1 protein-coding gene is annotated in these 266 nt (G+C 34.6%); it reads left to right on the forward strand.

What is annotated here, in order from left to right; genetic code table 11:
- A partial coding sequence (locus SB775_RS30285; RefSeq protein ID WP_410864950.1) for an aldo/keto reductase occupies window positions 1-248 on the forward strand: 248 nt, incomplete at its 5' end.
- Window positions 249-266: the final 18 nt, after the last annotated feature.

The raw sequence follows: 266 nt of genomic DNA on the forward strand, positions 1-266 counted from the left end.
GGCAGCTACTTAATCACCCAACATTACAAGAAATCGCTACGAAATATAATAAATCGACTGCACAAGTTATTTTACGTTGGGATCTACAAAATGAAATTGTAACAATCCCTAAGTCTATTAAAGAACACCGCATTATTGAAAATGCAAACATCTTTGACTTTGAATTAAGCTCGGATGATATGAAAGCAATTCAAGCTTTAAATGAAAATCATCGCGTTGGTCCAGATCCAGATAACTTTAACTTCTAGTAGGAAAACCACTGCCAT

Source organism: Peribacillus sp. SIMBA_075, from assembly GCF_046534585.1.